Raw genomic sequence first — 26,225 nt, forward strand, 5'->3', positions numbered from 1 at the left:
GAGAGCCCCGTCCGGCCCGCGCAGCCGGGATGAACCGGCTTACGAGGTGGTGCAGGCACTGGGGCAGGAGCTGCCGCAGTTGTCGCCGGTGCCGCACATCAGGACCGTCTCGTTCGCCGGCGTTCCCTCGATGAAGGTGATGTCGAGCCCGAACGGGTCTTCGTCGGCTTTCACGAGGTCGGCCTGCGCGGGAGCGGTCGGCTTTTCGGTCTGGGTGGCGGTCATGCATGCCTCCTGTAAGGGGCGGATGGTGCGGGGTACCGAGACCCGGTCGGGCCCCGGGGTCTGATGCCAGACGAGCAGGCCGGCGAAGTCGCCTGGCCTATGGCGTCCGGGGTCGGGGTGCGGTGCTGTCAGGCTGCTGCGGGCTGCGCCAGCGGGGGTGTTCTCGGCGGCGTGGTCCAGTACCTGGGTGAAGTGCTCGGCCCGTTCGTCGCCCTCGGCCTCTTGGGCTCGGGTGAGTACCGACAGGCCGCGCATGGTGAGCCAGCGCTGACGGTCCTGGACGAGCGCGGCGGCCTCATCTCGCTCGGCGTCCGTACGTAGAGTCCGCATCTCGTACACGGCTGTTAACTTTGGTGTGCGCTGGTGCGGCGGTGCGGAAGACGCGTTCACTGGTTCGCTCCGCTCTCCACCGTGCCGGTCCTGGCACCCAGTAGGCGCCAGGCTTGGGCGAGGACGACGAGTTGGGTGACGTCGGCGGCGCCCGTCTCATCGAGCAGTTCGTCGAGTGCGGACCGGAGATCGGCGGGGGCGATTTTGGCGGCGAGGGCGATGCCGTGGGGAGTGCTGTACTCAGCAACTGCCTTCAGCAGCTGCAACTGCTTCGAGTTGAGCTCAGGCGCTGGCCGCTCCAGGGTGGGCGGAACGACCTGCTCGGCGGCCAATAGGAGATGCACGAGTACCTGCGGCTTGCAGCGAGGCGGGCAATGGACGCTCACCCGGATGTCGCGGACATACTGACGGACCGTGTGGGGCGACAGTCCGGTCCTCGTGGCGATGTCCTGGGCAGTGCGACCGTCCACAAGGTGCTGGGCGACGCGCCGGTGGGTCGGCTTCAACGGTGTGATCGGCGCGCTGGTCGTCGTGGACGGAGTCACGGGTGTCTCTTTCTCGGCTGGGCGGACGGTTTCCGGAAGGGGTGCCGCCGCTCCCCGCGGGGGTCGGCGGCACGGGCCCGTGCGCGGCGGTCAGAACGCCACGGCGGAGACTTCAGGCACGGTCGAATCCCCGCAGCAACTCGACGTCGGTGACCTGGCCGGCGAGTGCGCTGACCTCGAGCTCACCAGCGTGGACGTAGTGGTCCATTACGAAGTGCCGCGCACCCTGGACGAAGCGCTCACCGACTTCGCAGCCACCTCCATCCCGTCGACGGCATTCGGCCCCACGTGCACGGCGTGGGCCAGATCGCGGGCGGCGTCGCCGAGTTGGCCCGACATCATCCCGGCGGCTTCGTCGAGGACGCCCGGGTTGTTGAGGGTGTCGGCGCGCTTTCGATCGCAAGGTGGCGGAAGAGGACAACGAGGTAGCTGAAGCTGAACCCGGTCAGCGCGCAGAAGACGACTGTCAGCAGAGCGGTGCGCCAGGAGCGCAGCCGTTGCTTTGCGGTGGCGGGAAATCCGTTGTCCAGTACGACACCGTGGGCGCGGCAGACTTCCAGGGCCAGCCAGGCGACCGTGCATCCGAACAGGGGGTGCCCCAGGTCCGGCCGGGGGAAGCCAGGAACAGCCGCATACACGGTAGAGGCACCCAGGATCACCGCCGCAGTTCCTGCACGGACTGACGACCGCCCCTACCAGCCATATGAGCCAGGCCGCCGCGATGACGGAGGTGATGAACGCGGTGCCGTTGATCCATTCAAGGTCGCGTGGTCCCCATCGGATGCCGTACATGCGCGACACGTGCACCGCGCCCACGGCCAGCGTGCACAGGCACGCGAGGGTCAGTACCGCGGCCAGGTGCCCGAGCAGACGGCGCGACCGCGTATCGGCCGCCGGGAGCGTCACGGTGGAGACGTCAGGCACAGTCGAGCTCCCGTTCCGCCTCCGGATTGGTGCCGTGGGGTCCTGCCATGGCCTGGTCGCTCTCGCCGGCCTCGGAGGGGAGACCCTTCACGACCAGGGTGCGGCCGCCGGAAGTCGAGAGGATGCCCTCGTCTCGGAGAGCGTGCAGGCTCATATGGATGGTGGCTCTCGATACGCCGAACTCTGTGCCCAGGCTGGTCAGGGTCGGCATGAATACTCCGACCGGGTAGGTGCCGTCACCGATGCGCCTGCGGACGGTTGTCTGGATGTCGGTCCTGCCGGGGCCGTTCCACTGTGGCGGCATGGTGCCGTGTGGTGCGATCCCGCCTCGGCCACCGTTGCAGGTGTCGACGATGCCGCTGTCGCGGAGCAGCCTGACGGCCATGTTGGCGTAGTACCGCGTGGTGGCGAAGTGCTCGGCGATCGTGCTGAGGCTGCGGACGGTTCCCGCTTCCCAGGTGCCGTCGGTGATTTCCTTGCGCAGGAGGTCGGCGATGGCCCGGGGGTCGGAGGCGATGTCGTCAGGCATGGTTATCCCGCTCGTGATCGGAGGGCCTGAGGAGTTCACGGCCCCTCCAGGAGTGATGGTGCGTCGGCCGGGCGGGGCTCTGTGTACAGGTCGGCCACGACGGGGAGATGGTCCGATGCCCTCCGCGCGCGGGGCGTGTCGAGCACGGTGTAGGACCCCATGTGCCAGGAGAGATTCCGCGAGGGCAGGATGTAGTCGGACCGGTGATCACGGCCGTCCTTGCCCCAGTGACCGGCGGTTCTGGCGAACTCCAGCTCCAGTTCGGCGGCGGGGTCCACGTAGCCGGCGGCCAGGAGTGCACTCATCGCGCGCTTGTCGAGGCTTCCGTAGCTGCCGTCCGGATGCTGGATCCGGTTGCCCGAATACTGCGTCGGCGGAAGCCAGTCCCAGGTGTCGGGCTCGGGATCGCCGGGAGCCTCGGAGTTGAGATCGCCGACGAGGAGGGTGTCATCCCGGTCGCCGTACTGCGTGAGCCATCTGGCCTCGGCCAGCCGGTCGGCCGGGTCGAAGGGGTCGAGATGGGTGTGCAGGACGCGCAGCGGCGCGTCCACCCCGTCCACCTGGAGGTCGGCGCGCGAGACCGTGTGGTGGAAGTTCCCCTCGGCGACGTCCGGGTAGAAGCGCAGAAAGCGGATTCCCGGCGGTCGGACCAGCGTGACCAGGTGGCATCCATGGCTGGCTGACAGAGCGAGGCGGGCCTCCATCTTCAGCGCCGCAGCGATCATGTTGATCCATTGGCCGCCGTTCCTCTCCCACCGTTTAGCCTCTTGCAGACACACCACGTGTGGGTCGAGTTCTTCGAGCAGTTCGATCTGGTCGGCCAGGCGCTGATATGAGCCGTCACTGTTACGGCCGCCGTTGAGCGTGTTGTAGCTGACGAGCCGGAGATGCGAGTGCGCCGCACCAGCGAGCGCGCGAGGGCCGGAGGGGATGCTGTCAGGCACGGTCGAACCCCCTCTTCAGCTCCACGTCCGTGACCTGGTCTTTGACCGCCGCGAGTTCGATCTCGCCGGCCCGGGTGTAGTGCTCCACCACCCGAGAGCCGAAAGCCTCCTGCGCGAGCTGGCTGTTCGCGAAGTCAGTGAGCGCTTCGTCCAGGGTCTGCGGTACGGGGAGCGGTTCGGTGGCGTGGTAGGCGTCGCCCGTGCAGGGTTCGGGGAGTTTCGGCTCGGTGCGGATACCGTGGGCGATCGAGGCGAGCGTCGCCGCAAGGGCGAGGTAGGGGTTGGCGTCGGCGCCCGGTACGCGGTTTTCCAGGTGCGGGTGTGTCCTGTGGCCGGTCACGCGCACGGTACAGGTGCGGTTGTCGTGCCCCCAGGAGAAGTTCGTGGGGGCGAATGAGTGCGGCCTGAAACGCCGGTAGGAGTTGAGGGTGGGCGCGTACAGCGGCCCCATGTAGGGCAGGTTTTCGATCAGTCCGGCGATGGAGTGTTGCAGGCGTGCGGGCAGTTCGCTCGGCCGCAGGGTGTGGAACACCGGCTCGTCGCCGTGCCACAGGGACACGTGCAGGTGCATGCCGCTGCCCACGCCGGTCTGCGGGGCGGCCATGAACGTCGCAACCATGCCGTGCCGCTCCGCGATCTGGCGTACGGCATGCTGGTGGACGGTGTAGGCGTCGCAGGCCCGCATGGGGTCCCCGTACGGATCCTCGTACGGCCACGTCACCTCGATCTGTCCGGCCGCCCCTTCCGTCTTGATCGCCTCGACCGGGGTCCCTGCCGCGCGGAGGGCATCGTGAAGGTGGTCGAAGAAGCCACTCAGCGCCACCGGGTGGTCGAGCGCATAGTCGAGGTTGTGCGGACAGACGGGCGTCAGGCCCTGGTATCCGCGACGCCGTGCCTGCGCCGTGGTGTGCCGGTAAAGCATGAACTCGCTCTCGATGCCCACCTTCGCTTTCAGCCCGAGCGCTGCGAGCCTTTCGATCTGCCTTCTGAGGATCTGCCGGGGAGCGACCTCGACCGGGCTGCCGTCACGGTGGACGGCGTCACCGTGCACAAGGACAGTGCGTGACAGGTAGTTCAGGCGGCGGATGGTGCCCCGGTCGGGGACGACGCGCAGGTCACCGAACCCGTCGTGCCAGCCCGTGAGGTCGTAGCCAGGCTGCGGGTTCATGTCCAGGTCCGTGGCGAGCACGTACCGGCACATCTCCGGCCCGTCCGGGAGCCGGTCCAGGAACGTCTGGGCGTCGAGGCGTTTGCCCTTGAGGCGGCCCTGCATGTCGGGGACGGCGACCATCACCGTGGTGATCTGACGGTCCCGCACCAGGCGGTCGAGTTCCTCCGGCGCCAGGAAAGGGGGCGGTACGACGTAGAGGGGTTCGCGGCTGGTCTGGTCGGTCATCACACCACGTCCTCGGACAGTGCCATGGTCTCGGCGTCGCTGCCGAGCGGCGGGATCTTGTATGAGCGTCGGCCCTTGGTGATCCACGTGATCCATGCGATGAACAGGACTACGGCGAGGGCGACCCCCGCGTAGTTGAACGACTGTGCGGTGATCGGTGAGGTCTGGGGCAGGCAGAAGACGACGGTCAGCACGCTCACGTATCCGACCGAGATCCAGCCGAGAGGCTTGCTCCAGGCGCCGAGGTGCCAGGGGCCTGGTTCGAAGCGGTCACCGGCGCGCCGCCGCAGGTAGACCGGGATCACGTAGGCGGGTGTGATGCCGATGACGTTGATCGCGGTGACGGCGGCGTAGGCGGTCGGCGAGTACAGGCTGGGCAGCGCCAGGAGCAGCGCGATCCCCACCGACAGCCACACCGCGGGGACGGGGGTCTTGGTGCGGCTGCTGACGCGCCGCCAGGTCGCGGAACCGTAGAGGGCCCCGTCCCGCGAGAACGCGTACACCATGCGGGAGGCGGCGGCCGTCTCCGCGTTCCCGCAGAACAACTGGGCGACGATGACGACGAGGAGCAGGCCCTTGGCCACGCCGGTGCCCAGGACGTCGATGAAGATCTGCGCGGGCGGCACGCCCGTGCTGGTGCCCAGGGTGCCCGCGTAGTCCTCGATCGCGAACAGCAGGCCGGCCAGCAGCACGAACCCGGCCGCCCAGGACCAGGCGATGGCGCGGACGATGCCCTTGGGCGCTGCGATCTGTGCGCCCTTGGTCTCCTCCGACAGGTGGGAGGAGGCGTCGTAGCCGCAGAACGTGTACGCGGCCAGCAGGCAGCCGAGCGCGGCCACATAGACGGGGTTGTCGAAGCCGGTGCCGTTGTTGACGTGCGTGAACACGAAGTCCGCGCTCTGCCGCTCGCCCGGCGCGAAGGTGAGCATCCCGACGATCAGCGCGACACCGAAGAGCTGCCACCACACCGAGATCGAGTTGAGGACGGTGACCAGGCGCACCCCGAGCGTGTTGAGGGTGCCGTGCAGCAGCAGGATGCCGGCGAATATCAGCATCGTCGTCTCAGGCGTGGGCACCAGACCCCACTGCAAGTTCGCGAACGCCCCGACGAACAGTGCACACCCGTAGTCGATCCCGGCTATCGCGCCGAGCAGCCCCAGCAGGTTGAGCCAGCCCGTCACCCAGGCCCAGCGGGGCCCGCCGAGGCGGTGGGCCATGTAGTACAGGCCGCCCGAGGTGGGATAGGCGGAGGTGACTTCAGCCAGGCACGCGCCGAGGATGAGGGTCATGGCGCCGATGCCGATCCAGCCCCACAGCATGACGGCGGGGCCGCCGGTGTTGAGGCCGTAGCCGAACAGGGTCATGCCGCCGGCCAGGATGCAGATCACCGAGAAGCTGATCGCGAAGTTCCCGAAGCCGCCCATGCCGCGCTTGAGCTCGGGCGTGTAGCCGTGCCCGCGCAGCGCCGCGTCGTCGTCCAGCGGACGGCGGCTAGTTGATCGTCTGTGCGGCATCGGGCACCTCGGGGGAGAAGGGAGGAGGGGAGAGACGGCGTAATGCGGGTGGTAAGTGCAACGGAAAGGTCCTTTGGACGACTTGGAGGAGGGACGAGCACAAGGGGGCCGTGGTCGCGGAGGGTGGGCCTCGGATGGTCATCGGTGGCCCCTGGATTTCAGGGCGGGGCGGCGGGCCTTGAGGAATTCCTCCCGCCACTCCTGCGGCTCGTGGGCGACCTGGGCCCACGGCGCGGTGGTCACGTGCGGGCCGATCGCCTCGAACACCGGGCCGGCATGGCCTACGCCGGTGGCCGTCAGGGCGTGCACCAGGTGGTTGAGATCCAGCAGGGAACGGGTGTCGGGCTGCCCTGGCGCGGGCTGCGTCGGCTCGAACCACTCATGCAGCGCCTGGCGGGCGTAGTGCGCTTTGTCCTCGGTGACCCAGTACGCCAGCACACTGGCGGTCTGCCGTGTCGCCCACTGCTTGCGGTACTGATCGACGAACGCGTACAGCGGCAGAACCTTTAGCGGCGACCCGATGGGGGCTTTGGATGCCACCCACTGTGCGAAGGTGATCAGCTCGTCGCCGCGGGCGCGAAAGACGGCGAGCATCCGGTGGAAGGCTTCACGGTTGTGCGCATCCCGTTGGTGCACCGCGTCCAGCAGCCGCCAAGGGCCTGGTGGCAGCAGGTCCTCACGCGTGATCCAGTTGAGCGCGCTGTGCGGCCGCCTGGGGTCGTCGTCGACCTGCGCGAGCGTCATGAAGCACAGCGGCGGCACCGGATCGGCCGTCCACTCCGCGGCCGCACTGCACGCGTAACGGGCCTTGAGAATGGCCTGCATCAGCTGTGGCCGGGAGGCGCCGTTGCGATGGGCGAGGACCACGCGTTCGCTCAGCACGCGGGCCCGCATCATCCAGGCGTTCCAGTCCTCAGGCTCCTCCGCGGCCCACATCTCGATCGCCTCGGTGTCCACCGCCGCGCGGCCCAGGACCTGACTTCGGCTGCACCGCAGTGCCCAGGAATCCGTCCTGGCGAGCAACTCCTTCGTGGACAACCACCGATTCAGACGCAGATCCTCCAGGGCGACGCGCAGATCGGCGTCCCGACCTGCGGGATGCGGGAGTGTCAGGCTCATGTCAGCAAAGGGCATCAGTGGGCCCCCAGTGTGAGAAGGCTGGGAGGGTGACGGCGGCGCACTGGCCTGGCGCGAGTAAGGAAGGCATGGGGTGAGTCCTCAGAGAAGGGGGTGGGGCGTCGGGCCGCAGCCCACGTGATCCGCTGGCCATAGGGGGAGCCGGGACTGCTGACTGCGGCCCGAAGGGGCTTGTTGGGTCAGCCGGAGGCGCCGGCTGCAAGCTCGGTCGGCAGGGACTGCGCCTGGAGCCGGTTCGCCCACTCGGCGTGCGGTTCGAGACCCAGGGCGTAGCGCCGGTCATCGAGCCGTTCCGGCTCTACGACACGGTAGAGCCGGAGGAAGCCGACGTGCGTTGGGACGTAGAGCGTTCCGAAGCGCTGCGGCTGTCCGAGGTTGAAACAGATCCGATCGGCCAGTAGTGCGTAGTGCAATGGGTTGGCGTCGCCTTGGTGCACGGCCTTACCCAGCAGCTCCAGCGCACGGGCCTGCAGTGCACCGTCGGTGCAGTACGTTGCGATCCGCCAGGCGCATAGCGAGGCATGCTGGCCGACGAGCTGGTAGCCAGGCCAGCCGTGCTCGCCCAGGATGCGTCGTAGGAGGTCTGTCTCCGCGGCGAACAGGTCAACAAGGGCTTTGGCCGCCGCTGCGTCCGCTCCGGGCATGCTTGCTTCGAGCCCTTCCGCGCGCCACAGGCAACGCAGGAGGTCGATGCCGAAGTCGGGCGGGGCCGGTTTCGTCGTGGTCATGGGGGCATCAACTCGGAAGGTCAGTCGTCGGCGGACATCGGGAATTCCCTCGATGCGGTTCAGGCGCAGATGGCTATCGGGTAGGGCCTGGAGTGGTTTGTGCAATCAGGGGGCGTCGTGCAGGTAGAGGGCGCACCAGGTGATGAAGCCGTCGTCGCTGATGCCCCAGTCGTCGGCGATGGCCTCGACTAGGAAGAGTCCACGGCCGCCCTCGTCCAAGGAACTCGCTGCCTGTGGTTCGGGAACCTCGGGCGAGCCGTCGCGGACCTCAATCCGCAGGTGACCGGTGGCAAAGGACAAACGAACTCCGACATCACCGCGGCCGTGTCTGAGCGCGTTGGTGACCAGCTCGGTGACGAGTAACTCGGCGTCCGCGATGAGCGCCGGTCGTTCCCAGCAGCTCAGGCCAGCCCGTACGACACTGCGTATCCGCTGTGGCCAGAGCAGGTCCACAAGAGCTACAGCCCCATTTCCAGACCCATGGCCGCGAGCGAAGACCACCTCAAGGCCGGTACGCGGGAGGAAAAGGAAACTGGCGTCGGGAGCATTATCAGTGATGATTGCAGTCGATGTCATGCCGCCTTCTTCACGGATTCTCACTTTACGATCAGCGATCAATAGCCAGGAATGGTTCGGCAGGCGATCCTTGGTGGTGAATTGAGGGGTAGAAATGCTTCATGTGCGGCTATTGAGTTGTCGGGCACGGGCCTACTTGCGTGCGGCCATCGCGATCTCTCGGGCAGTCGTAGAGCCGCCAGACAACCCAGAGACACTTGCCTCCCGCGTCTGAGGGCTTGCCTTGGATGGTGGGGTTCGCAGATGAAGCTAGAGCGGTTGTGGGCCAGGATCCAAGTAGATTGCGCGAGTTTGCAGCAAGCTCATTGACCGGTCACAACGCATCGCAGACCATCGCTGAGTCGAACAAACCTGAGCAAGGCAGCAGACAGGAGAACAACCATGAAGCTACGGTTCCTTGGTAAGAACTCCACGGTCGGTGACTGCCCGACCCTCTACGCCACGGACCGGGACACCTACCTCGTCCAGGGTTGGAAGATCTTCGCGAACGACCTGTTGATGCAGCTTGAGATCCCGGAGGGGGAGACGGCGGTTGAGGTGCCCACAGAGCTGTTCGAGCACCTCACCGAGGACGACCTGGCGGTCGGGGAGATCAGGCGCGTCGAGGATCCGATCATGATCCTCACGCCGAACGGTACGTTCGTGGTCCAGGGCCGCGAGGTGACCGACCCCGAGACCCTGGCTCAGATGGAGATTCCGGACTACGAGACCGTGGTCGAGGTCCCCAAGGCCGCGATCACCGCCCTACTGGAGGAACCGCGTGGAGCTGATCTCCAGCGCCGAGCGCAACCAGCTCTTTGAAAGCTTCGCGCACGACGCATTCCATCTGGAGCTGAGAGACGACTACTCCGTTCCCGACGAGGACAGTCCGTTCGCGAACTGGCTCCGCGGCGAGACCGTCGACTACTCCTACATGGAACCCTGGACACAGCTCATCCGGCGCGTCACCAGGCAAGGGAAAGCCGTCCGACGCGTCCGGGTCGTGACCGAGCCGCACACTTCCTACATCCAGTGGGAGCACGCCACCACCACCCTGAACGAGGAGGCTGGCGAAGAGATCCGCTGGCTGCCCCGGCACTGCCTGCCAGAGGGCATTACCTTCCCCGTGGAAGGTAGCGACTGGTGGCTGTACGACGACCGCCTGCTCGCCGTGGGCCACTTCGCTTCGGATGGCAGGGTGCTCGGGTCAGAACTGATCGAGGCCCCGGACACCGTGGCCGAGTGCGTGCGCCTACGGGACCTGCTGTGGTCGGCAGCCATCCCGCATTCTGAGTACAAGCCCTGACCGACCCGTGAGCACCCAAGTACAAGAAGCACTGCAAGCGCTTGGTGCCCGGCTGCGCGGCTTCCGCAAGGACGCCGGATTTGCCAGCGGCCGGGCCTTCGCGCGTGCCACCTTGTGGCAGGAGTCGAAGGTCTCTCGCATTGAGAATGGCAAGCAGCGCCCCAGCGAGGCCGACATCCGAGTCTGGTGTGAGACCACCGGCCAGGGGGATCAACTCGGCGACCTGGTCGCGATCGTCCGTCATGTCGATGAGCTATGGCTCGAATGGCGTCGGCAACTCCAGACGGGCGTCGAAAAGCGACAGCGCCAAGCTATTCCGGTGTACGCCAAGACCAAGGTCTTCCGCATCTGGCACCCCACGCTCATCTGGGGAACCCTCCAGACCGCGGACTACGCTGCCGAGGTCTTCCAACAGGGCGTCAGCTACTACGAGATTCCCAACGACACCGAAGCGGCCGTGGCGAAGCGGCTCGAACGCCAGCAGTACCTGTACCAGGGCGAACGCATCTTCAACGTCCTCCTCGGCGAACAGGCCCTCTACACCAACTTCGGCGGCCCAGAAGTGATGAGGGGACAGCTCGACCGCCTCCTGGCGGTGATGCGTCTTCCCCGCCTCAGCCTGGGCATCGTCCCTAAATCCGCTCCGACCCTCATTTGGCCAGGCAACGCGTTCTCGATGTTTGACAGCCGACTTGTCCTCGTCGAAACCTACTCGGCGGAGCTCTCCGTCTCTCAGCCCCGAGAAATCGAGCTGTACACCAAGGCGTTCGCCCTCCTGAAGCAGTCAGCGGTCTACGGCACCGCCGTCCGAGATCTCATCTCCACGGCGATCCAGCACTACGACCAGATCCCGAACGACTAGGAGAGTGCACCATGCAGCCGATGGACCTGAACTGGCGAACCAGCTCCTACACAGAAACGCAGAACTGCGTTGAAGTAGCAGACAACGACCTGACTATGGTGATGGTCCGAGATACCAAGGCGCGCGGCCGGGGAATGATCGAAGTCCACCGAGCTACCTGGGTGGCTTTCGTGGAGCACGTCAGGCGGAGAAAACACACAGGCGAGAACCCGTAGCCCTGGCCTTTGAGGCCCGGCTACGGGAAGTCCTCCCACCGGTCAGCGGATCGTTTCATCCATGAGCAGGTACAGCAGACCGACCAGAGACCCGCTGCTCACAACCTCACGACGGTCGATCATCCCCCGCACCTCGCTGAGGGGGACCCACTCGATGCGGTCGGACTCGTTCTTCTCCGTGGGCGGTCCGGAGTAGGTCGCACCGTCGACGCGGAAGACGTGATGCTGCGAGTCGGTGATCCCGTTGGCTGGCTCGGCATAGATCAGAGGCTTGATCGGGCCAGGGCGCCAGCCGGTCTCCTCCAGTACTTCGCGAGCCGCTGCTTCCTCCGGAGTCTCGCCCTCCTCCACCAAGCCCATGGGGAGCTCCCAGGCCCACGAGTTGGTGATGAAGCGGTGCCGCCACATCATCAACACCTCTTGGCGGTCGTTGATCACGGCGGCCACGGCCAGATGCCGCAGACGAACGACGTGGTACTCCCAGCGACGCCCGTCCGGCTGCTGGACATCCACCAACCACAGGTTCACCCAGGGGTTGTTGTAGATCTGGCGCTCACCGTAGGTCTTCCACTCCATGCCCGCGGCCCCTCTCGATCGGACTCCAGGGTCTCAGGCCGGCTGAGATGAAAGGCTGCCAGTCAGCGCTGACGGCTGGAGTCCTTCACTGCGCTGTTCGCTGCTGGCGCGGTCGACGTCAGGGCCGGAGTGCGTCGGTTGTCTCGCATGGACGCGGCGTAGGGACTTTCTGCTAGGGCGGGTAAGCGGGCGCTGCGACGTAGGCGCCATATGAGGACGTCGCTGATGGAGTCGGCGGTGTTGAGTTCGCGTCGTCGGGCGGCGTCGGCGAGCAGGGTGGCCGGGTCGTGGCCGGCTTTGCGGGTGTCGTCGAGGGTGGCGGCCAGGGCGGGCCAGCTTCCTTCGGTCTGGATGCGCTCGGCCAGGTCCGGCAGCACCTGATGCAGCAGGTCGGCTTGCCGCTGTCGGGTAAGCGGGGGCAGGCGTCGGCCTCGTCGGCCAAGGACGGCCATGGGCTCGGCCGCGGCCACCTGGTAGGCGGCGCGGAGGTGTTCGGCGGCTTGGTGGGCTGCGGCGGCCTGCTGGCTGTGGTGCTTTTTGGCGTGCCAGTTCGCTGCGGTGATGGCGAGGAAGAAGGCCATGTCGATGAGCATGGCGGTGGTGGCGCCGTCTTCGCCGCGGCCGGAAGCGGGTCCGCTGTGGAGGAGGTCGCGAGCGGCGTGGCGCAGAGCGCGGTCGTGTCCGCGTACTGCTCTCACGTGGGAGCGGCCGGCTCGTTCGAATGTGAGGGCCGCTTCACGGAGGGAGGCGCGGGTGTGGGCGGCGGAGGTCGTGGCGAGCGCGTCCAGGATTTCTCCGCCCGCTGCGATCTGGGCTGCCGCGGTGCCGTCGTCGCCGTGGTCGATGATCAGCAGGGCTTGCCATGCGGCGGTGGTGGCCCGGCGCTGTGCGAATGCGGGACCTGTCACCGGCGGCAGGGAGGGCTGGTGCGGGCCGGAGCTGTCTGCCGAGGCGGTGGCAGTTTCTTCGGGGAGGGTCCAGCGGTCGCGGATGCGGGGCAGGGACAGGTCGGGTGCGAGGGTGGAACCGGCGTAGAAGACCGGCTCGTCGTCCTTGTTGCGGTCCTGGGGGAGGGCGACCTTGTAGCCGAGCAGGTCACCGGAGGGCGCCAGGCGCTTGCGGATCAGGACACCCGTGGCGGCCAGCCGGTCGAAGAACTCCTCCTCGCCCATCGCGCCGGCCACCGCGCGACGCACCAACTCTCGCAGTTGATCGCGAGCGGTGCGCTCGCGGCCTTGGCGCTTGGCTTTGTGGCGTTCGGCGCTGGTGGCCCGCTTGGCGGCGGTGCCGTCTCCGGACGCGACCTGGTGCAGGCCGAGTTCCTTTTCGATCAGACGGCATTCGGTCTGGGCGCGTTGGCCGGAGCGGTGGTGGTCGGGGCGGCGGCCGTCTTCGCGGATGAGGGTGGCGATGATGTGGATGTGGTCGTCGGCGTGCCGGACGGCGGCCCAGCGGCAGCCGGCGCCGTCACCGGGGTCGATGCCGGTGGCGGCCACCGTACGGCGGGCGATGCCGGCCCACTGTTCGTCGGACAGGATCGGGTCGTCGGGGGCAGCGCGCACCGAGCAGTGCCAGACGTGCTTCTCGGGACGCTGGTCGGTGGCGAGCAGGGACAGGGGCTGGTCGAGGAGGTGCTGGAGGTCCTTCTTCGTCACCGAAGGGTCGCGACCGGGGTCGGGGGCCATGCCGTCGAAGGACGCGACCAGATGTGGGTCGACGTGCTCCTCGTGGGTGCCCTTGCCGTACAGGTAGTGCAGGAGCCCGAGGGTGTTGCTGCCCTGCTGGTGGATCCGGGGGATCAAGCTGCTCGGTCCTCCTGCCGGTTTTCGACCCGGTCTGCCGCTCGCTGGACGGCTTGTGCGGCACGTTGCAGGTCGGCGAGGACGGCGTCCACATGCGGTGCGTCACCACCGGAGTTGAGGGCCTTGGCGACCTGGTTGACGTTGCTGCCGGCCCAGCCGAACTGACGGCGCACCCCGAACAAGGCCATCAGGATGTCGCGGTCAGTGGCGATCGCTGCCGCGGTGCGCGACTGGTCGCGGGCGGCGGCCAGGGCGCAATGGGCCATAAACCCGGCCACGCTCATGCCGACGTGGTCGGCGCCGGACTGGATGATGGCGAGTTCTTGTGGGTTCAGGCGCACGCTGTGAGCGGGGCGCTGCTTCTTGTCACGCGGACGCGACCTCCCCTTCCTGGCCCTGCGCTTGCGGCTGGCCTTGTCTGGCTGCGGTCCGCCCTCGGCCGCAGCCTTCCCGTCCGGCGCCCCCTGGCGCCGGACGGGCACCGCCACCCCCGGGGCGGGGTCGGGTTCGGACGCACCCCCTGAGGGGGAGTGTCCGAACCTCCAACTTGCTGTGCCGTTTGGGGCTGGGGAGGTCGCGTTCTGGTGCGCCTCGGTGGACGTCTGAGGGTGACGCTGTTGCATGGAAGTCCCTTGACGAAGTATTTGAGGCGGGGCGGTCCGTGGTGGTCGGGGCGTGAGAGAGGCCAGTCAAGACCGGGACGGTCCTGCGGGGATGTACCGGATCGGGGACCGTGGAGACCGGCCTTCTTCATCCGGTCCCGGGGGCCGGTCCCCGGGGTTGGTCCCCGTTTGAGGGGACCGTGGTGCCAGTTGGTCGCCGTGTCTATCGGTCCCGGCAGGCGACGAAGGCGTCGGTCCCCGGCCACCCCGCATGGGCGGTCCCCGAGTGTGCTGCGGGGACCGAGGCTGCTCTTGTAAGGCGTTGATCTGTTTGTTGTCCCCGGTCCCCGGTCCCCGGTCCCCGGTCCCCGGGGCCGATTGGTCCGTTGGGGACCGGTCCCCGTGCGGTGCCGTGTTCGGCTCGGGGACCGGTCCCCGAAGTAGTGCCGTCGGGGACCGGTCCCCAAGAGGTGGCGTCGGTCCCCGCTGTTGGAGGCAGTCGGTCCCCGGGACGGTCCCCGCTCTGCTGGGGACCGGTCCCCATGTATGGCGACGGTCCCCGAACCGGACGGTCTGTGCGCAGACGCCGACCGGCCGGCTGTAGGGGCGGCGTGCCTTGGTGGGTCTAGGTGGGGTCCTCGCGTCGGCGGTCGGGGCCGGTGAGGATGACGCGTTCGGTCATCTCTGCGAGGCGGGAGGCGACGCGGTCGCCGAGGGTGGTGCGGAGTTCGGCGGTGGGGAGGTTGGTGGTGATGAGGGTGGGGAGCAGGTGCTCGTAGCGGTGGTTGATGAGCCGGTAGGTCAGCTCCTCGGTCCACTCGCTGGTCTTGGCCGCGCCGAGGTCGTCCAGGAGCAGCAGCGGGCAGCGGGCCAGGGTCTGCAGCTCGCGTTCGCTGTCATGGCCGGTGCGGGAGCTGGGGCGCAGGCGGGCGTGGAGGTCGGCGCTGGTGGTGGCTTCCCAGCGCAGGCGGACGCCTCGGTGCAGGAGGGTGCGGATGGCGCCGTATGCCTGGTGGGTCTTGCCTGTGCCGGTGGGGCCGACGATCAGCAATGAGCCGCCCTCGGATATACCGGGTGCACCGGCCGGGCCTGGGCGTCCTGCTTCGGCGATCTGGGTGGCCCAGGCGGTGATCTGGGGGTGGTCGGCGAGGGCGCCGCGGTAGCGGGCGGGGATGCGTCTGTCGGCCAGCTCCAGGGCGCTGACCGGTTCCTCCGGTGGCGGTGCTGCCGTGGCTGTGGGGTCGAGGCCGCGGGCGGTGAGGATGTCTTCGAGGCGGGCCGTCACGGTGCCGACGGACTGCGGCGGGCGCCCGCGGGTGCCGGTGGTGGTGTTCAGAGCTGGCCTCCGTAAGCCGCTGCGGTATCGGCCGGGTTGGTCCAGGCCCGGCTCGAGGCGGTGCTGCGCGTGGGGGTGTTCATCACGTCGTTGACGAGGCTGGGCAGCACGCTGGGGTGCACTCCCTTGGCCCGTTGCTGGATGAGCGCGGCGCGGATGTGGTCGGCCTTGATGCCCTCGGCCAGCAGGTTGCGCACTTCGCGTCCCAGGTGTCCCAGGAAGCTGCCAGGCGGGCGTTCGGCACATCCGGCGACGTACTCGCCGATCAGGTCCTTCGCCGAGACGCTCGCAGGCGCGGGGGCGCTCGCGCCCCCCGAAGGGGAAGATCCTAGATCCACGTTCCTAGGTCCTAGATCCGGACCGTGAGGGCTCACGGAGCGCTGCGTGAGCGGTTCGTGAGCTGGCGATGAGGGCTCACTGAGTACCCGCTGACCAGCACCTTCTTCGACAGGCGGGATCACCGCCCCGGCACCGTGAGGGGTCACGGAGTGCTCCGTGAGGTCTTTGTGAGTACTCGGTGCCGGCTCGCGGGCAGGGCCGAGGTGTCCGTGGTCGTGGTGTGGGCAGTCGGGGTGGCGCACGCCGCTGGGCCGGTTGATCTTCTGGTGGCGGGCGAAGGTGACGAGGTGCAGGTACCGTTTGCCGTCGCCGCCCTCGTAGCGGCAGATCAGCCCGGCTTCCTGGAGCTGGCTGAGGTCGTCATCGACGTCCATGGGGCCGTGGTCCGGGCGCAGCGACCACAGCAGGCCGGCGATGACCGCGGCCTGGTCGCGGAACCGGCCGCGGTCATCGGCCTGCGTGAGCAGCCCGAAGAACGTCCGCTCCGCGGACAGGGACACCATCGCCAACGACTCGGAGGCGAACGCTTCGGGCTTGATGGTGCGGATACGGGCGATGTCGATCGACCACCTTCGTCGCGATTCGGGGCGTTGTCCGGCGAAACGCCGGGGCGCGTGGACAACACAGCCACACCCGCCGCGCACAAGTCCAGAGTTGACTTACAAACTCTGTAGTAATCGTGCGGGGCTGGAAAACCATAAACCCGAAACGCCGGTCAAGGAAAAGGGGTGCCGGAAACCGGCACCTCGCGTGCATCGCTCACGGCAGACACCACACCGCTTCCCCTGGCTCGGGAAAGCAAGCTACAACACACCCATGCCGCCACGCCCCCTCGGAATCGGTCCCGCCGGACAAGCCGCCGCACACGCCATAGAGCGCCTGCGCACCACGCGCGGCTACTCGCAGCGCCGACTCGCCGACCGCGTCACCGCCCTCGGCCGGCCCTTGACCTTCACCCAACTCTCCCGCATCGAAAGACGAGTTCGCCGTTGCGACGTCGACGACCTCGTAGTCATCGCCGCCGCTCTCGGCGTGGCTCCCCAGACGCTCCTCCACGATGCCGGTGCGCGTCCCCGACCGGACGGCGGGGCAATGTAACCGACGATCGCCGGTTGGCCAAACCGGCGATTCTCCAGACCATTGAACGACCCGGGGCGCCGACGTGTCCCAATGCTGTGTGTGAGGAGCCGAGCAGTTTGCCGCAGCCCGCAATAGGCGAGTTTTTGTTGCTCTTCGAGGGGCGCATTCGTGTCCTTCTGGAATGGATTGAAGAGGAATCCTCGGGATCGGTGTTTCCCTTCTTCGCCTTCATGGCGGGCACAGTGCACCCGCCTGAGCAGTAATAACCGTTCCGCGCTCTGGCCCAAGATCTGTGCGCGGGCCCACCGCCGTACACATTCGGACCTTCTGCGGTCCGTACCTCGCTGCGGCCATCACGTGACACATCTCCTGGGCGATGTGGTCCCACTGCCCTGACCGGGCCGGTTGACCTTCGTCCTACATCGCCCGGCAGCCCGGCGAAATCGAATCGCCGGTTCTTTCCTCCCCCTTGTCTCCAAGGAGTCGCCCATGCCTGCCCGTTTGCTGTCCATCCCTGCCGTGGCCGCCGCCCTGGACGTCGACCGCCGCACCGTCTACCGCTTCATCGCCGCCGGAGACCTTCCCGTCGTCGATCTGCGTACCGGGACACAACGCTCCCGCGTCCGTGTCCCTGCTGCAGGGCTGGAGGAGTTCATCGCCAGCAGGCTGGTCGTCTCCCCGCGCGCCCGCCGGTGATCTCTCACCGGCACTTTGGCCCTCACCGTTCCTGCGTGAAGGAGCAGTACCACGTACCTGCGTAGATTGAAGTCCGGTAGGTGGCAGGCGACCGTACGCAACCGGACCGGCGACCGGTTCAGCGAATCCTTCCCCCTCAAGGCCCAGGCGCGGGCCTGGGGCATTGAGTTGGAGACCCAGTTCGCTCGCGGAGCGGTACGCGACCCGCGGGCCGGCGAAATCGCGTTCCGGGAGTGGCACGACCGATGGTGGAACGCCCGCATCGTCGAACCCCACACCCTGCGCGGCGACGCGTCCAGCATCAAGAACCACGTCATGCCCCACTGGGCGGACTGGGAGATGCGGGCCATCACCCGCATGGACGTCCAGAGCTGGATCCGCTCCCTGGTCGACAAGGGCACGGGCCCTGCTGCGATCAAGCGGGCCTACAACCTGACGTCGTCGATCATGCGCGCGGCGGTCGACGACGATGTGATCGCGGTCAGCCCGTGCCGCAGCATCGATCTGCCGCCTATCGCCGTCAAACCGCCGCAGTGGTTCACGCCCGACCAGGCGCAGAGCATCCTCGACCAACTGGCCCCCGCCTGGCGCACGATGTGCCTGCTCGGCTTCTACACCGGACTGCGCTGGGGAGAACTCTCCGGCCTGCACCGCCACCGCATCGACGTGCGCCGCTCGCGCCTGTTCGTGGTGGAGGTCAACACCAAGAGCGGCATCAAGGAATACCCCAAGAGCTCCAAGAGCCGCCGGGAGGTACCGCTCCCGCCCCACGTCCTGGAAGCGTTCGAACGCCACATCCACCGGCTCGACCGCGACGCGGTGGTGTTCACCACCATCACCAAGGGCCGCTCCGGGCGCCTACTCGCCGACAGCAACTGGCGCCGGCAGACCTGGTGGCCCGCCGTCGAGGCCGCGTTCCACTTCGGCGACGACGGCGAGCTGCAGCTCGTCCCGCACTACCCGCCGCACTCCATGCGCCACACCTGCGCCTCATGGCTCGTCCAGAAGGGAGTCTCGCTCTACGAGGTTCAACACCTCCTCGGCCACGAGAGCTTCCAGACCACCCAGCGCTACGCCCACCTGCAGCCGGACGCCCACAAGGCCGTCCTCGGAGCCTGGAAAAGCATGGAAAACCCGCTCACCATCACTACATGAACCTTGCCTCCCCCCCGTCCGCACCGGACAGGAGTGGAGGCGTCTTACGGCAGGTGACGCCCGAACGGACTGGGGTCGGCCAACGGGTGTCACCTCATGTCGAGGAACTCTCTGGCACCGCGGAGCCTGATGCCCAGCCGGTGTTGTGTGGCGTGGCTGCCGAGGCGTACGTCCAGTGCCCCCAGCAGCCGGGTATCCGCCCGACGGCCGACGGGTAGCAAGGAGGGTGCGATGCCGTCGCGGCGGGCGCTGAGCACGCTCAGAGAGTAGCGGCTGAGGGCGTCGGTGCCGGCGAGGTGGAAGACGCCTGTTTCGGTCGAGGCCGCGAGCTTCCACAGACCGGCCGCGAGATCGGCGGCGTGGACAGGGCAGCGGATGCCGTCCGTGAACAGAACTCCCTCCCGCTCGTTGGCAGCCAGTTCGTGCACCACCCGTTCGCGGTGGTATCCTCCGTCGCCGATGATCAGGGAGGTGTGGTCGGCAACGCCGTCCGGGCACAGCAGTAGCACAGAGGTCTCATCGGCGGCTTTCGCGGCTCCGTACGGGGTGATCGGGACTGGGGCACAGGTCTCGTCGTAACGGGTCTTGCCGATGCCGGAGAACACGGCATCGGAGGAGACGTGCACCAGGCGGATTCCAAGCTTCGCGGTGGCCATGCGGATGGAGCCGTCCGCAGTAATCGCCCAGTCCACACCGTCGCTTGTCACGTTGACCACCACGCGAGGTGCCACCGTAGCCAGGAGCGCTTCCACCTGTGCGGGATCACGACGTCGAGCTGATGTCAGGCGCCGACCTGCGCAGCACTGGAGCGGGAGCGGAACGTAGCATCTGCGTCCCAGAGTTCCTGGCCGACAGCGACGAGTTCGGCAGCGCTAGCCACATCGCGCAGGAACTCCTCGACCGCCGAGAACAGACCCTCGGCACCGCAGCACGGGTCGTGTACCGGAAGCGACCCGCACGTGACCGCTAGAGCCATGCTGTCGGGGCCGAGTAGCAACCTCACGGTTGCAGCGGACACTCTCTTGGGTGTTGTGAACTCACAGAAGAGCTCCGGTGACGCCGCGGTAAAGCGACGTAGCCGCTCGTCGTACTCCCTGTCCCATCCGCCGGTGCGGAACCGCGCTCCTCACCAAGGTCGAGGGTGGTGAACCGGGACAGGACGGGCTACAGCAGCCGAGCTCCGGCCAGTTGGCGCACGGTCACCGCGAAGTCGAAGGCGTCCAATGCTTCGACGACAGCGGTGGGGAAATTCCGTGTGAAGAAGTGTAGTTGCTCTGTCAGCTCCCGCTCAGACTCGGTGTCCGCGTCCGACCGAAGACCTTCCAGTCCTCACGCGGCTGCGGCCCCGGTAGATCACCCCTCTTCCGCCTGCTGGAGCAGGCAGTCCATCCGGCGCAGCAAGTGAAGGGCAGAACCACCTTGCCGTATTCGCTTGCCTTGAAGTCCCCCCCCGCAGCAGATCTGACATGGACCAGATATGGTCCGCCAGCGCGCGGTTCCCGTCCCTGGACACTCACCCTCCCCCGCACCGCCCATACACGGTTCTCGTCCGGCGCTGTGCTGATCAGCATGGTAGCCACAGCTTCGTCTCACTACCCCGCCGTGATCCGCCTGTTGTGGCATTTGGTCTATGCCGGCCCTGCCAGGCGAGGTTGGTGGGCCCGCCCAGCGAGTCGCGGACACCGACCTTGCCGATGGCGTGCTGCTGATCATGCTGATCATGCTGGGCGGGTGGTCGAGCGTGTGCGGGGGCGGACGCGGGCCGGGCCCCTACGGCGACGATTGGTGGCCCTCTCGCAGTAGCACGGCTAGAATTTGTTCGGCCTCGGCAGCGTTCGCCATGTGCAGCTCCCGGCGCGCGCCGCCCAGACTGAGTTCGAGGCGCTGCACCAAACCCTGTCTCTGGAGACTGGACAGAACGGCCGCCACTCGACCCGCTCGCAGCCCCGGCAGCGCCACCGCGACTGCATCGCGGCCAGGCACGAAGGACACTCCGTCCGTTGCCCCCTCGTCGAGGAGCCTGCGGGCCAGCCGCCAGAGCACCATCGGGTCCTCGTCCTCGATGATGAGCCACTCGTGGAGCCCCTCTGGCGCACTGATCATCAGGCCGGGCTCGCGGGGCAGCGCCCTCTGGGCGGCGAGTCCGTAATCCCTGCCCTGCGACGGCGCGCCGCTCAGCACACGCCACTCGATCCGCAAGGCGCTCGCGTCCGCTTCCACGTGGAAGGGCAGCGAGTTGCCGGGCCGCGCCCCTTTCGGTGCCCGGGGTTCCGGCCTTTCCGGATGAGCGGCGGTGAATGAGGAGAGTGACGACGGCAGCGATGCGCGCAGGTAGGGGGCCAGGAGGCGGCGCAGCGCCTCACCTGACTCCGGTGCCTGCGATTCCAGCAACGGGCGGGCCAGCTCCGCGGCGAGTAGGTCCAAGCCCTCGGACAGAAGTGGAGCTCCTCGTGCATCGGCGAGTTGGGCCAGGGCCCAGGCGAGGTGCCGTGAGTCACTGCGGCGCCGAGCAAGCCACGCGTCCACGGCCAAGACGTCGATCCGAGCGGGGCCGGTCTCATAGCGGTCCCAGTTCATCTCCTTCCACTGGTCGACACGGTCCAAGTCGCCGCGTCTGCATGCCAGATAAGCGACCGCCAGATCGAAGAGTGGAGTGCCTCGTACGCCAGGATCGTCCCACCAAACCCGCTCCACGATGGCGGCCCAGCCCCATTCCCCGAGCCGTAGCGCCTCCAGCAGGGTGAAACCTGAGTCCGCGACGGGGCGGACCTCCACCGGACCCTGCGGCCGATGCTCGGTCGGCCGCAGGGTGAAAAGGGATGCTTCCGGCACCAGTGTGCATACCGGACGCCTTCGGCCGCCACCGATCTGTAGGATGCTGGGGCCACCTTGCGGGGTGGCCACCGTCGCGGCCTGCCTCGTGGCCATGTCCGACGGGTCCCGTACGGTCCAGTGGCTGTCTGGCGCCCAACCCCATAGTCGGACCCAGCCACTTGCGGCCCGACCAGACTTCTTGGCACTCGGGTTCTCCTCGTTCGCGCGCCGCGCGGAAAGCACGGCGCGCCGGGTGTGGCCACCGGTCACCGCGATGGACTGAACCGAAAGATAGGGGGACCAGCCGTGGACCAGGCACCGTTCCTCGTACGGGATCTCCACTGGGGTCGACATTCCAGCGCGCAGCGGGACCCGCGCCAGCCGGCGGTTGCCACGATCAAGGACCTCGGCCGCGCCGACGACCGCGCCCGGAGTGGCACTAGGCACCGGGGGAGCCACGATGTCGACGTGTGCCGTAGTGACGCTCACAACTCCTGCACCTCCACCGTCCGCGCACGGCAGGGCGCCTGCATCCAGACTTCGTCGCTGCGGCCCCGGAAGCGACCGTCGGCGAACGACACCTCGACCCACACCGGGCCGACGGGTCCGTGCCCGATCCAGGGTTCAGGCATCGGCGGGCGGGACGCGTACAGCTTTTGGTGTTCCTGATCCATGAGCGCCCACTCGGCGTCAGACAAGGACTCCCCGGGCGATGTGTCGAAGTGAAAGGGGACCGCAGGAGCCTCGTCGAACGAGAAGAGAACGCCGCCCGTGCTCGTGCTTAGCGAGGAGAAGTCACAGTGCTGCTGCGGCATGATGATGCCGTCCTGCCGCAGCCCCGGCCAGGCCATGAGCTCACGCACGAATTTCCCGACGGTCTCCGTGGTCACTGCCCAGGCTTCGCCCGCGGAGTCTGAGTCGGGTGTCCTTAGGGCACGCAGGACCGCCTCGGTGAAGCGGGTGACTCCTCCCAGCGGGCCGTGTGCCTTGGTGCCCGGGAGAGTGGAGTGGACGACGACTCTGTCGCGGGTGCGCGGTCGGCGCGGCGGTGTCAACAGATGCGTGGCGCGGACGTCCCCCTCCTCGTACAGCTGTTCCGGAGCGAAGCGGCAGGCATCGACGAAGAAACACTGGACCCGGGCGCTGTTCTTCTCCATCCCCTCCACCAGAACGCGGAGGTCCACTGCGGTGCGGAAGTAGTCCCGCACGTTCTCACCAGTGTCCTGAAGCAGGAGGATCTGAGAGCTTCTTCCGACCTGGACCCCGTGGCCGCAGAAGAAGAACAGCGCCACGTTGTCGGGGTGGCTGTTGCACCTCTCGTACCAGGCATTGAATGCCTCTTCCACCCCCGCGAGGGTGGCCGGTCCGAGCGGCACCTCGGCGCCGTCATCACCCTTGAGGACCATCTCTTCGCGGGCTGAGACGACTGCTTCAAGGCTGCCGAGCGACATTCCATCCGGCAGGTCTCGAAAACCTTCCAGCAACCCCTCGCACAGCGCACGTGCGGACGCCGGGGGAGAGGCCAGCTGAGTGAACTCCTTGGACAGCCGGTCGCCCTTGCGGCCCTTCACGTACCGTGTTCCGCCCGGGAACCAGTCATAGGCGCCGACGCCGACTACCAGCGCGTGAGCGGCAGGCCCCTCGACGCCGCTCTCCCAGACCGTGGTCATGTCGGCTGCCCCACCCTGCGCGCCAGTCGCGCGTGGAAGTCGCAGGACGTGAGATAGGCCCCGTGCGCCCACCAGGCGCCGGTACGGAAGACCAGGTCCTCCGCGCCGGCAAAGACCGGAGCGGCCGCGAAGGCCAGCGGGTCGGACCGGTCCAGGACGTTGATCCAGCGGTTCACGTTCGGCAGCGCGGTGACCTTGGGGCAGCGTGGGTTCGGCACCTTGTCGTCACTTGACGCGAAGAGCTTGAGCTCCTCGAAAAGGCCGATCTGAGTGCCTACAGTCACCAGCAGATCCACCCGCACATCGGGCCGGAAGTGGGACAGCACGTCATGGACGATGTTCCCGCCCATGCTGTGAGCGAGCACCACCAACGGCTCACCGCGCAGCGTGGCGTCCCGCGCTGCCTCGTCAAGGGAGTCAGCGATCCGCTTCACGATCTGGCCGGGCATCTCCAGGGTGCCGCGCTCGGCGAAATAGCCCATGACGTCACCCATCAGCAAGGCCATCGGACGGGCGGCCCAGCGGCGGACACCAGCGACCAAGGGCCGTGTGCGGACGGAGACTTCGAAGGCGCGCAGCTGGTGCACCGCGCGGACGGCGCGGGTGGGCAGACCCCTCTCGACTCCGAAGCTCTCCCAGGACTGAGGGCCCGCCTCGGCCGGGCCGCGGCCCGTGCGTCGCTCCCAGTCGGCGACCTCGTCGTGGAGGCGGTGGAGGAAGTCGTCGTCTTCCTCGAGCTCCTCGAGCCAGACGAAGAACTCCGCGCCGTCACCCCGGGTGCCCTCGTCAGTCTTCTCGGCCCAGTACGCGGTAGCTCGCGAGCAGAAGGCCACCAGCTCCGCAAGGGCGCCCGGCTCGGACTCCTCGGCGTCGTTGCCGGCCAGTGCAAGCAGATCGATCGCCCGCTGCAACGAGATGCGGGCGGTCGCCGTCAGGACCTGCTCGGTGTCCCGCTGTGCCGTTCCGGCGACGGCGTCTGCCAGAGCTTCAGCGACGACCTCCTCCAGCGGATCCTCGCCTTCGCCACCCAACGACTCCACCTCGGCTGGGGCCAGCGAGGCCCACCCCCAAGCCGGTTCCGCGACAAGCTCGCCCCACCACGGGTTGGACAGTAGAGCGCCGGGGGAGTGGCCGGTCGCGGGCAGGAGGTATTGGCGCAACAGCTCGTCGCGCAGTGCGGCGGAGCGCACCACGGCGTCGGCCTTCCGGTTCCCGATACCGTGAACATGTACCAATGCCACTGCGCCTCCTGACTTGCACTCACCGATAGTTCATTGTGCGACACCGGGGGGTTCCAGAGTGAGTTGTCCAGAAAACGGTCGACCACCCTGGCGCTAGGGAAGGTCGTTGCGCATCGAACCAGGAGGGGAGTTATGGCGAGCGAAATCGTGGTGGCGCAGCCGACTATCGATTACGAGGACAGGCGCAGCGTTCTCGGTGGCGACGTCGAGGTCCTGGCTGGGGCGGTTCACGAGGTGGTGGGTCCGCATGGCCTACCCGACGGTTAGAACCAGGGCGGAGCCGAGGGTGATCACGTACGCCAGAAGCCGCTTGTGCAGTTCTGGCATGTCCGTCGTGCGGCTGCCTGTGTGCGAAAGGCGAGCTGGGGGGTGCCTCTATGTCTTGTGTCAAGCGAGGCGTGGGGTTCGGGGTTCGTAGAAGGTGCCGTCGCGGAGCATCGCGAACAGCACGTTGATCCGTTGCCGGGCCAGGCGGAGAAGCGCCTGTGTGTGGGTCTTTCCCCGGGCCCGGCACTTGTCGTAGTAGGTGCGGGAGGCGGGGTCGTGCAGGGAGGCGAACGCGGAGAGGAACATCGCGCGTTTGAGCTGCCGGTTGCCGCCTCTGGGCGCGTGTTCGCCGTGGATCGAGGTCCCGGAGGACTTCGTGGTCGGGGCGAGACCGGCGTAGGAGGCGAGGTGGGCGGCGGTGGGGAAGCTGGTGCCGTCGCCGACGGTGACCAGCAAGGTGGCGGCGGTCCTGACCGCGACTCCCGGAATCGAGGTCAGGACCGGGGAAAGAGGGTGAGCCTCCAGCAACTGCCCGATCTGCGCTTCCAGAGCTCGCCGTTGCTCGTGGACAGCGCCGAGAGCGGGCCAGGGACGGGATCACGACGTCGAGGGTGCCGGTGCCCGGAACGCTGACGGTCTGCTTGTCGAGCGCGTCGAAGACCTCGTCGATCAGCCGGGTGGCCATGTGCGGGGCCTTGGGACGGGTCACCTCGATGAGCCGGCGGCGGCCGGCTTTGCGCAGTGCGGCCGGGGATCCGTAGCGTTCCAGCAGCCAGGTCACGGCGGGGTGGTCCAGTCGGGGGCCAAGGACGCGTTCGAGGCTGGGGTGGAACTGGGTGAGGAGGCCGCGTATCCGGTTGGAGGTGCGGGTGGCCTCGGCCGCGAGGTCCTGGTCGAATCCGACCAGCACGGTCAGTTCGGCGGTGATCTCGTCGGTCAGCTGAAGCGAGCGCAGCGTGTGGGGCATCGTGCGGGCGGCGTCGGCGATCACCGCGGCGTCCCTGGCGTCGGTCTTCGCCTCACCCGGGTAGAGATCGGCGATCCGCCGCATCGAAAGTCCGGGCAGGTAGGCGATCTTGCAGCCGGCGTCCCGGGCGACCGTCAGGGGCAGGGCTCCGATCGAGGCGGGCTGGTCCACGATCACCAGGACGGTGCCGAACTTCGCGGCCAGCTTGTCCAGGACGGCCCGCAGCTTCGGCTCGCTGTTGGGCAGCTGCCTGTCGAAGACCTTCTTCCCGGCCGGGGTGAGTCCGTGGCCGTGGTGAGCGGTCTTGCCGACGTCCAGGCCCAGGAACACGCCCACGTCTTCGGTGTCGAACATCGCGCCCTTTCGGGAGAGTGGTACGTGCTGGCCTTGGCAGTGGTGTCGTACTCGCGCATCCACGTTATGCAGACCTGCCGCCCGCGAGCTGTCCGGCATTGCGCCGGACCGGGCGG

26 protein-coding genes and 2 pseudogenes are annotated in these 26,225 nt (G+C 67.8%); 7 read left to right on the top strand and 21 right to left on the bottom strand.

Annotated elements, in window-relative coordinates; translation table 11 throughout:
- Positions 1 to 39: 39 nt before the first annotated feature.
- The 10 genes from IE278_RS41820 to IE278_RS21560 form a co-directional block, all read right to left on the bottom strand.
- The gene (locus tag IE278_RS41820; RefSeq protein WP_213089735.1) at positions 40 to 564 is read right to left on the bottom strand and encodes an FxLD family lanthipeptide; all 525 of its coding nucleotides are present in this window, start codon (positions 562 to 564) and stop codon (positions 40 to 42) included.
- Between the two features lie 47 nt (positions 565 to 611).
- Positions 612 to 1,100, bottom strand: a complete 489-nt coding sequence (locus IE278_RS21520; protein WP_189774672.1) for a helix-turn-helix transcriptional regulator — start codon at positions 1,098 to 1,100, stop codon at positions 612 to 614.
- 338 nt (positions 1,101 to 1,438) lie between these two features.
- Positions 1,439 to 1,759, bottom strand: a complete 321-nt coding sequence (locus tag IE278_RS21525) for a hypothetical protein (protein ID WP_189774674.1) — start codon at positions 1,757 to 1,759, stop codon at positions 1,439 to 1,441.
- A gap of 257 nt (positions 1,760 to 2,016) precedes the next feature.
- Positions 2,017 to 2,553 (bottom strand): GntR family transcriptional regulator, encoded by a 537-nt coding sequence (locus tag IE278_RS42330; protein ID WP_189774676.1) that lies wholly within the window; start codon positions 2,551 to 2,553, stop codon positions 2,017 to 2,019.
- 35 nt (positions 2,554 to 2,588) lie between these two features.
- The gene (locus IE278_RS21535; protein WP_189774678.1) at positions 2,589 to 3,497 is read right to left on the bottom strand and encodes an endonuclease/exonuclease/phosphatase family protein; all 909 of its coding nucleotides are present in this window, start codon (positions 3,495 to 3,497) and stop codon (positions 2,589 to 2,591) included.
- Positions 3,490 to 4,893: a glutamine synthetase family protein gene (locus IE278_RS21540; RefSeq protein WP_189774680.1), complete on the bottom strand. Its 1,404-nt coding sequence runs from the start codon at positions 4,891 to 4,893 to the stop codon at positions 3,490 to 3,492. The genes IE278_RS21535 and IE278_RS21540 overlap by 8 nt, the downstream gene beginning before the upstream one ends.
- Entirely contained in the window at positions 4,893 to 6,407 is a 1,515-nt protein-coding gene (locus IE278_RS21545; protein WP_189774682.1) for an amino acid permease, read from the bottom strand. The genes IE278_RS21540 and IE278_RS21545 overlap by 1 nt, the downstream gene beginning before the upstream one ends.
- 138 nt (positions 6,408 to 6,545) lie before the next feature.
- Entirely contained in the window at positions 6,546 to 7,526 is a 981-nt protein-coding gene (locus tag IE278_RS21550) for a hypothetical protein (protein WP_189774684.1), read from the bottom strand.
- Between the two features lie 197 nt (positions 7,527 to 7,723).
- Positions 7,724 to 8,272 (bottom strand): DUF6624 domain-containing protein, encoded by a 549-nt coding sequence (locus IE278_RS21555; protein ID WP_189774686.1) that lies wholly within the window; start codon positions 8,270 to 8,272, stop codon positions 7,724 to 7,726.
- Positions 8,273 to 8,377: 105 nt separating this feature from the next.
- The gene (locus IE278_RS21560; RefSeq protein ID WP_189774688.1) at positions 8,378 to 8,848 is read right to left on the bottom strand and encodes an ATP-binding protein; all 471 of its coding nucleotides are present in this window, start codon (positions 8,846 to 8,848) and stop codon (positions 8,378 to 8,380) included.
- A gap of 381 nt (positions 8,849 to 9,229) precedes the next feature.
- Between IE278_RS21560 and IE278_RS21565 the strand changes: the two genes are divergently transcribed.
- From IE278_RS21565 to IE278_RS21580, 4 genes are read left to right on the top strand one after another with little or no spacing between them, the layout of a single operon-like run.
- Entirely contained in the window at positions 9,230 to 9,649 is a 420-nt protein-coding gene (locus IE278_RS21565; protein ID WP_189774690.1) for a hypothetical protein, read from the top strand.
- The gene (locus tag IE278_RS21570) at positions 9,609 to 10,133 is read left to right on the top strand and encodes a DUF6879 family protein (protein ID WP_189774692.1); all 525 of its coding nucleotides are present in this window, start codon (positions 9,609 to 9,611) and stop codon (positions 10,131 to 10,133) included. The genes IE278_RS21565 and IE278_RS21570 overlap by 41 nt, the downstream gene beginning before the upstream one ends.
- Before the next feature lie 7 nt (positions 10,134 to 10,140).
- Positions 10,141 to 10,995 (top strand): helix-turn-helix domain-containing protein, encoded by an 855-nt coding sequence (locus tag IE278_RS21575; RefSeq protein WP_189774694.1) that lies wholly within the window; start codon positions 10,141 to 10,143, stop codon positions 10,993 to 10,995.
- A gap of 20 nt (positions 10,996 to 11,015) precedes the next feature.
- Entirely contained in the window at positions 11,016 to 11,210 is a 195-nt protein-coding gene (locus IE278_RS21580; RefSeq protein WP_246570500.1) for a DUF397 domain-containing protein, read from the top strand.
- Between the two features lie 42 nt (positions 11,211 to 11,252).
- Here the strand turns inward: IE278_RS21580 and IE278_RS21585 are convergent, their stop codons facing one another.
- The 5 genes from IE278_RS21585 to IE278_RS21605 form a co-directional block, all read right to left on the bottom strand.
- Complete coding sequence (locus tag IE278_RS21585) at positions 11,253 to 11,786, bottom strand: NUDIX hydrolase (protein ID WP_189774698.1); 534 nt, start codon at positions 11,784 to 11,786, stop codon at positions 11,253 to 11,255.
- Positions 11,787 to 11,848: 62 nt separating this feature from the next.
- Positions 11,849 to 13,588 carry a relaxase/mobilization nuclease domain-containing protein gene (locus tag IE278_RS21590; protein WP_189774700.1) on the bottom strand — a complete coding sequence of 580 codons (1,740 nt, stop codon included), beginning with the start codon at positions 13,586 to 13,588 and terminating at the stop codon, positions 11,849 to 11,851.
- Entirely contained in the window at positions 13,585 to 13,929 is a 345-nt protein-coding gene (gene mobC / locus IE278_RS21595; protein ID WP_308434928.1) for a plasmid mobilization relaxosome protein MobC, read from the bottom strand. Before mobC ends, IE278_RS21590 begins: the two co-directional genes overlap by 4 nt.
- A gap of 886 nt (positions 13,930 to 14,815) precedes the next feature.
- The gene (locus IE278_RS21600; protein WP_246570470.1) at positions 14,816 to 15,475 is read right to left on the bottom strand and encodes an ATP-binding protein; all 660 of its coding nucleotides are present in this window, start codon (positions 15,473 to 15,475) and stop codon (positions 14,816 to 14,818) included.
- A 47-nt stretch (positions 15,476 to 15,522) separates the two neighbouring features.
- Entirely contained in the window at positions 15,523 to 16,422 is a 900-nt protein-coding gene (locus IE278_RS21605) for a hypothetical protein (RefSeq protein WP_189774786.1), read from the bottom strand.
- 259 nt (positions 16,423 to 16,681) lie between these two features.
- Here IE278_RS21605 and IE278_RS21610 point away from each other — a divergent pair, with 259 nt between their 5' ends.
- From IE278_RS21610 to IE278_RS21620, 3 genes are all read left to right on the top strand, one after another.
- On the top strand, positions 16,682 to 16,963 hold the full coding sequence (locus IE278_RS21610; RefSeq protein ID WP_189774703.1) for a helix-turn-helix domain-containing protein: 282 nt from the start codon (positions 16,682 to 16,684) through the stop codon (positions 16,961 to 16,963).
- Positions 16,964 to 17,434: 471 nt separating this feature from the next.
- Positions 17,435 to 17,641, top strand: a complete 207-nt coding sequence (locus IE278_RS21615) for a helix-turn-helix domain-containing protein (protein WP_189774705.1) — start codon at positions 17,435 to 17,437, stop codon at positions 17,639 to 17,641.
- 66 nt (positions 17,642 to 17,707) lie between these two features.
- Complete coding sequence (locus IE278_RS21620) at positions 17,708 to 18,796, top strand: tyrosine-type recombinase/integrase (RefSeq protein ID WP_189774707.1); 1,089 nt, start codon at positions 17,708 to 17,710, stop codon at positions 18,794 to 18,796.
- A gap of 89 nt (positions 18,797 to 18,885) precedes the next feature.
- On the opposite strand, the gene IE278_RS21625 is transcribed toward IE278_RS21620, so the two are convergent.
- From IE278_RS21625 to IE278_RS21645, 6 genes and pseudogenes are all read right to left on the bottom strand, one after another.
- Positions 18,886 to 19,548: a sugar nucleotide-binding protein gene (locus IE278_RS21625; protein ID WP_373312046.1), complete on the bottom strand. Its 663-nt coding sequence runs from the start codon at positions 19,546 to 19,548 to the stop codon at positions 18,886 to 18,888.
- Positions 19,549 to 19,577: 29 nt separating this feature from the next.
- Positions 19,578 to 19,874: pseudogene (locus tag IE278_RS43210) on the bottom strand (N-6 DNA methylase); the annotation flags it as partial.
- Between the two features lie 692 nt (positions 19,875 to 20,566).
- Entirely contained in the window at positions 20,567 to 22,099 is a 1,533-nt protein-coding gene (locus IE278_RS21630; protein WP_189774709.1) for a hypothetical protein, read from the bottom strand.
- On the bottom strand, positions 22,096 to 23,280 hold the full coding sequence (locus IE278_RS21635; protein ID WP_189774711.1) for a caspase family protein: 1,185 nt from the start codon (positions 23,278 to 23,280) through the stop codon (positions 22,096 to 22,098). The genes IE278_RS21630 and IE278_RS21635 overlap by 4 nt, the downstream gene beginning before the upstream one ends.
- The gene (locus IE278_RS21640; protein WP_189774714.1) at positions 23,277 to 24,521 is read right to left on the bottom strand and encodes a lipase family protein; all 1,245 of its coding nucleotides are present in this window, start codon (positions 24,519 to 24,521) and stop codon (positions 23,277 to 23,279) included. The genes IE278_RS21635 and IE278_RS21640 overlap by 4 nt, the downstream gene beginning before the upstream one ends.
- Before the next feature lie 387 nt (positions 24,522 to 24,908).
- Positions 24,909 to 26,109: pseudogene (locus IE278_RS21645) on the bottom strand (IS110 family RNA-guided transposase).
- Positions 26,110 to 26,225 lie beyond the last annotated feature (116 nt).

Source organism: Streptomyces tauricus, assembly GCF_014650955.1.
Taxonomy (GTDB): domain Bacteria; phylum Actinomycetota; class Actinomycetes; order Streptomycetales; family Streptomycetaceae; genus Streptomyces; species Streptomyces tauricus.

Excerpts from the sequence above, each read along its gene's own strand:
- IE278_RS21610 (WP_189774703.1), top strand. The coding sequence starts at position 16,682 with ATGCCGCCACGCCCCCTCGGAATCGGTCCCGCCGGACAAGCCGCCGCA.
- IE278_RS42330 (WP_189774676.1), bottom strand. The coding sequence starts at position 2,553 with ATGCCTGACGACATCGCCTCCGACCCCCGGGCCATCGCCGACCTCCTG.
- IE278_RS21560 (WP_189774688.1), bottom strand. The coding sequence starts at position 8,848 with ATGACATCGACTGCAATCATCACTGATAATGCTCCCGACGCCAGTTTC.
- IE278_RS21545 (WP_189774682.1), bottom strand. The coding sequence starts at position 6,407 with ATGCCGCACAGACGATCAACTAGCCGCCGTCCGCTGGACGACGACGCG.
- IE278_RS21555 (WP_189774686.1), bottom strand. The coding sequence starts at position 8,272 with ATGACCACGACGAAACCGGCCCCGCCCGACTTCGGCATCGACCTCCTG.
- IE278_RS21615 (WP_189774705.1), top strand. The coding sequence starts at position 17,435 with ATGCCTGCCCGTTTGCTGTCCATCCCTGCCGTGGCCGCCGCCCTGGAC.
- IE278_RS21635 (WP_189774711.1), bottom strand. The coding sequence starts at position 23,280 with ATGACCACGGTCTGGGAGAGCGGCGTCGAGGGGCCTGCCGCTCACGCG.
- IE278_RS21585 (WP_189774698.1), bottom strand. The coding sequence starts at position 11,786 with ATGGAGTGGAAGACCTACGGTGAGCGCCAGATCTACAACAACCCCTGG.
- IE278_RS21540 (WP_189774680.1), bottom strand. The coding sequence starts at position 4,893 with ATGACCGACCAGACCAGCCGCGAACCCCTCTACGTCGTACCGCCCCCT.
- IE278_RS21565 (WP_189774690.1), top strand. The coding sequence starts at position 9,230 with ATGAAGCTACGGTTCCTTGGTAAGAACTCCACGGTCGGTGACTGCCCG.
- IE278_RS21580 (WP_246570500.1), top strand. The coding sequence starts at position 11,016 with ATGGACCTGAACTGGCGAACCAGCTCCTACACAGAAACGCAGAACTGC.
- IE278_RS21550 (WP_189774684.1), bottom strand. The coding sequence starts at position 7,526 with ATGAGCCTGACACTCCCGCATCCCGCAGGTCGGGACGCCGATCTGCGC.